This window comes from Actinotignum vesiculae (genome assembly GCF_051267215.1).
In the GTDB taxonomy this organism is placed as follows: Bacteria; Actinomycetota; Actinomycetes; order Actinomycetales; family Actinomycetaceae; genus Actinotignum; species Actinotignum schaalii.
The window spans coordinates 1-5,206 of sequence record NZ_JBOZGG010000025.1; the positions used below are offsets into that span (position 1 = coordinate 1).

Below are 5,206 nucleotides of genomic sequence, written 5' to 3' on the forward strand. Positions count from 1 at the left end.
TAACTCACCCGTGAGTGGCGGGTATGCCGATACCGAGTTCACCTACGGCCGAGATAGCGATGCCGGCGACTGGAGCAGGGACGGTGCGTAGTAGAGCACCGCGTTGGTGCCCGCGAATTGGGAGAAGAAGGCGATGAGAATCGCCATGGTGATGGGGCGGGCGGTGCGCTTGGAGAAGAAGGGCTCCGTTGCCGCGGCGTGCGGGGCGGCGTTATGCATATTTGCCATGACCTGCGCGGCTTCGTTCTTGCCCCACAGGTCTTCCATGACGCGCAGCGATTCGGCATCGCGCCCGCGGGTGTAGAGCCAGCGCGGGCTTTCCGGGATGAAGTAGCACACCGCGAGGAAGATGAGGGAGGGCACCGCCTGGATGCCGAGCATCCAGCGCCAGCCCAGCTCCACCGGCATCATTTTGACGATGATGTAATTGGAGAAGTAGGACACCACAATGCCGATCACGATATTGAGCTGCACCGTGGCCACCAGTTTTCCGCGCCGTGCGGCTGGCGATATCTCCGCCGTATACAGCGGGGCGATCACCGAGGAGGCCCCCACCGCGATCCCGCCGAGCATGCGGAAGATGAGGAAGAAGACCCAGCTATTGGCTACCGCCACGCATACAGAGGTGATGAGGTAGAGGGCAGCCACGCCTTTGAGGACGGGGCGCCGGCCCCATTTATCGGCCGGAATGCCGCCGAAGAGCGCCCCGATAATGGTGCCGATGAGTGCGCAGGAGACCGTGAAGCCCAGCTGCCCGGCGCTCAGATCCCATTTGTCTTGGAGGGCTGCCGTGGTTCCGGAAATGACCGCGGTGTCGAAACCGAAGAGGAAGCCACCGAGTGATGCGGCGGTGGCCGAAAATGGTACGAGGTGTTTTTTCATGTTCTCTCCTCACCGTTGAGAATGCTGTTCGTGGCTGGCGCTGCGAGGGCGGGAACGGTGCGCTTCCGTTGCGCCCCGTGCTCCTTGCCCCGTACCCCGTTTCCAACTCAGGAAAGGGGCATACCGGCCGGTGCATTCACTCTAAGAAGAAGTGCTGGCATGAGATAGGCCCGTCTCCTAAAATTTGCGCAAATTTTAGGAGACGGGCCTAGCTGCGTCGTCGTACCTTTTAAGACAGCCGCGAACCGCTACTGTGCCTGAGCCGCCTTAGCCCCGCGGGTGGCAGCGCTCGTATTCCGCCGTGTACGCGGCGATGAGGGAACGCAGCCGGGGGTGCTCGCCCAGATCCTCGGTGAGAACCACCTTTTCGGTGCCGTCGGCCAGCGGGATCTTCCAATTCGGGTATTCGGTATCGGTCCCGGGCTGGTTTTGGGTGCGCCGCTCGCCCACCGCATCCACCAGGGCGATGGCCTGGAGCTGGGCGGGGGTGCGAGCGATATAGCAGTGCATCGCCTCGATGAGCTCGCGCTCCGTGGGGTCGTGGCTCTCCAGCAAGCCGCAGCCGCACAGGGTGTCGATAAGCACGCTGCGTTCGCGGCGGGCTTCTTCGCGCACCTGCTCCACGGGCTCCACCAGGATATCCAGGGAGGCGCGCAGGTCCACGTGTTCGCCGGCCAGGTAGCCGGCCAGCGGGGGCAGGTCGTGGGTATCCACCGTGACCAGGGAGGCGCTGCGGTAGTGTTCGGGGGCGCGGAAGGCTTCCCCGTCCTTTTCGAAGAGCATGACGGAGGTGCCGAAAATGCCCCGTTCGGTCAGGAAGTCACGCACCCAGGGTTCCACGTTGCCCAGGTCTTCCCCGATGAGGAAGGTGCCCGAGCGCGCCGCTTCTAGCATGAGCACGCCGATGAGGGCTTCGTGGTTGTAGTAGACGTAGGTGCCGTCCACCGGCTTATTGCCCGCCGGGATCCACCACAGCCGGAAGAATCCCATCACGTGGTCGATGCGCAGCGCCCCGGCATGGCGCATAACGGTGCGGGCCATATCGCGCACCGGTGCGTAGTGTTGGCGGTCGAGCTCCACCGGGTTGAAGGGCGGCGGGGACCAGTCTTGGCCGAGCTGGTTGTACATATCGGGCGGGGAGCCCACGCTCACGCCGCTGGCGAAGGCATCCGGGTTGGCCCAGGCGTCCGCCCCGCAGGCCTGCACCCCCACCGCGAGGTCGTGCACCACGCCGATGCCCATGCCGGCATCGCGCGCCACCTTTTGGGCGGCTTCCAGCTGCTGGTCCATGACCCACTGGCACCAGCAGTAGAAGTCGATGCGTTCGCTCAGCTCAGCGCGTTCACGGCGCGAGGCCAGGGTATCGGGGCGCTCGCATTCGACCGGGAAATGCTTGCCGTAGCGCTCGTACATCGCGCACCAGAACGCGAAATCTTCCAGGCCCTGGCCTTCGGCGGCGCGGAACGCGTCGAAATCGGCCTGGCGGGCGTGGCTGCGCGGTTCGCGGTAAATCACTTCGAGGGCGCTGCGTTTTGCTTCCCAGCAGGCGCTGCGATCCAGCAGGGTATTGTGCAGCGAGGATTCCTTGGGGGCCTGCCCCGCCCACGTGACCATGGAGCGCTTGCCGGAGTCCATATAGGCCACTTCGCGGATGTCCTCCGGGCGGATGTAGAGGGGGTTGAAGAAGCGGCGCGACGTCGGCAAATATGGCGAGTTCGTGAGCTGCCCGCACGGTTCGGCGGCGTGCAGCGGGTTAATGAGCACGAATTGCGCACCCAGCCCTCCGAAGAGCGAACCGAGTTCGGCTAGGTCCGCGGTGTCCCCCGTCCCCCAGGAGTCACGCGAGCGCACCGAGTAGAGCTGGCTCATCACGCCCCAGCCGGCCACGCCTTTTTCTGCCGGTGCGGGCAGGCGCGCGGGCACCACGATGAGCGCCCCGCTATGCCAGGTGGCAGCCTCCTCCCCCGCTGCCGGCGGGGTGACCTTGGCGCGCACCGTGTGGTAGCCGAGCGGTAGATTGCCCGGGATGATGAAGGCGGCGCGGCCGATCATGGCGCCGTCGATGAGGCGCGGCAGTTCAAAATCTTCGGCCTGCACGGCGGGTAGTTCCGCGCCGTCTTCCAGTTCGTAGGTGAGGGCCACGGCGGCACCGTGGGGCACATGCACGCGGATGATCTGCTCGTTACCTTCGCGCACCACCGTGGTGGCGGGCAGCACGTGGCGCCATTCGCGGCTATCGACCGTGTCCAGCGCCGCCTGCGCCGCTTCCGGAGTGGAGGTATCAATCCCCATGGCCGCGAGCACCGCGACGAGCGTATCGGCATCCACCGTCACGTATTCGCCCGCGAAACTCCAATAATGCGTTGCCACTCCGTATGCATCAGCGATGCGGTTGAGCATATCTTGCGGTGGTGAACCCGCCATGGTTCCCTCCTTGTGTCTCCCCGTGTGTCCCCGGTTGCTCGCCTCCGGTGGCGAGCCCGGTTACTAGAATATCTGCTCCGTTGCCTTTCCGTGGAATTCCGCGCCGTGGTGGGGATGGTGCGACGACGACGGCGCAGCTGGCGGGGGCCGCCCCGCCGCGCGCCGTTGGCTCCGGGCCGGGCACCGTTGGCGCGTCGCAGAGCACCGTTGGTACCCGGCCGGGCGCCGTCAGCTTAGGAATTCGCGCGGGTATTCCGGCGTACCCGAAGCACCATGCCGGCCACCAGCGCACCACCGGCAATCAGGCCGAGCATTCCCAGTTCGCCCGCGCCGGTAGCCGGAAGGCGTTTGCCGGGAACGGCGGTGCGAGTTGGCCGCGGCGCAGGCGATGTGGGGCCGGGCTTTGGCGCAGGGGTTGTCGGGCCGGATGTCGGGACTGATGCGGGTGTGCTTGGCTCCACCGTGGGTACTGGTGCAGGCGACGTGCTTGGCCCCGTGGTCGGTTCCGGGGCTGGGGTTGTCGGGTCAATGGTGGGATCCGCCGTTGGCTCGGGCGCCACCGTCGGGACCGGTGCGGGTGATGTCGGCTCTGGCACCGGTGGCTCAACGGTGGGCTCCGGTGCCGGCACCGTCGGCTCCGGAGTTGTCGGCTCCACGGTAGGTTCCGGCGTAGTCGGCTCCACGGTAGGTTCCGGTGCGGGCGGAGCCGGAGGCGCCACGGCCTTCACTTTCACGCGCACCTTCACCTTCGCTCCGGGAGTCACGTGGGTGCCCCGGCAGAAAAGCTGCGCGCCAGTGGCACTATCCGTCACGGTGCAGGAGGTGCGGGGAGTCGCTGCCGTAGTTTGGCCAGCTTTCACCGCTCCGGCTGCGCTATCGCGGTCGGTCTCCACAATGTCGGAGAGTCCAATAACTTGCCACGTGGCGGGCGTACCGTCGGCATAGGTGCCGCCGGTAAGCGGGAGGTTCTCCGCGGTCCACTCCCCGGAAATATAATTTCCTGGATTGCTGGCCACGAATTCAAATTCTTGTTCGGTTTCCGCCGCGACGTTAGTGGGGGCGGCGGGCGCCACCATGCTCACGCCTGTCGCCACGTCGGTCGCGCCGCTGAGCGGAGTCCCAATAACCGCGAACTCCGGGGCATTCAATTTCGGGGTGCCGCGATACATAGTGAAGAGCCGCCCCGTATCCCCGTAGGCGGTGGTATCACTGGCGGCATCATAATTATCGACGGCCACCTGCCAGAATTCGCCGCTCTGATATTCCGTGAAGCCAAATAATCCTGGACGGATCATCATGCCGCTGACGAATTGGAGATTCTCATTTTCGAGCGAGCTGCTCGGCGTGGAATAGGCGTCGTCGTGCAGCTCCGCTTTATGCAATTCGTGCACCTGTACCGTGCCGGCCTCCACTAAGCCCGGCATCTTAATTCCCTGGGCGGTGGTGGTGTCTCCGGTTTTCGCGCGCACCAGGCTGTTGGAACGCATAGCCCAATATGTTCCGTCCTGGTAGAGCATTCCCTGCGCGGCCGAATGCGAGCTTTCCCCGGCGAATTCGCCGCTGTTGGTGAAATGGGTGCCGCCCCATTTGGGAGTGGTGATGTCGGTGAGCGGCCGCGCCGTCACCATATCGGAGCGTTCCTTGATGAAAACGTAATTCGCTTCGCCCTGGACGGGCACCAGGGCGGCGTCAAGCACCTGGTCGCCGTAGGGCATAGCGCCCAGGCGGGTAGTCACCACCTGGTTTTCCGCGGCTAAAGCGGGGTCTTTCGCTATTTTGATAAAGGAATAATTCGCGATCTCCGGGGCGCAATCCCCCTGCCCGAGAGTGTCTAATGGTTTGTGTGTGAGGGTGAAAACCACCTAGGAGATAAACCAGAATGACTACCGTGAAACAAGAC

The 5,206-nt window shown here is 64.7% G+C and carries 3 protein-coding genes; all 3 read right to left on the bottom strand.

The window, feature by feature from the left end; genetic code table 11:
* Positions 1-42: 42 nt before the first annotated feature.
* On the bottom strand, positions 43-882 hold the full coding sequence (locus tag ACRQHG_RS09320; protein ID WP_435720021.1) for an MFS transporter: 840 nt from the start codon (positions 880-882) through the stop codon (positions 43-45).
* 267 nt (positions 883-1,149) lie between these two features.
* Positions 1,150-3,306: a 4-alpha-glucanotransferase gene (gene malQ, locus ACRQHG_RS09325; protein ID WP_435720022.1), complete on the bottom strand. Its 2,157-nt coding sequence runs from the start codon at positions 3,304-3,306 to the stop codon at positions 1,150-1,152.
* Between the two features lie 233 nt (positions 3,307-3,539).
* Positions 3,540-5,168, bottom strand: a complete 1,629-nt coding sequence (locus ACRQHG_RS09330; protein ID WP_435720023.1) for a hypothetical protein — start codon at positions 5,166-5,168, stop codon at positions 3,540-3,542.
* Positions 5,169-5,206 lie beyond the last annotated feature (38 nt).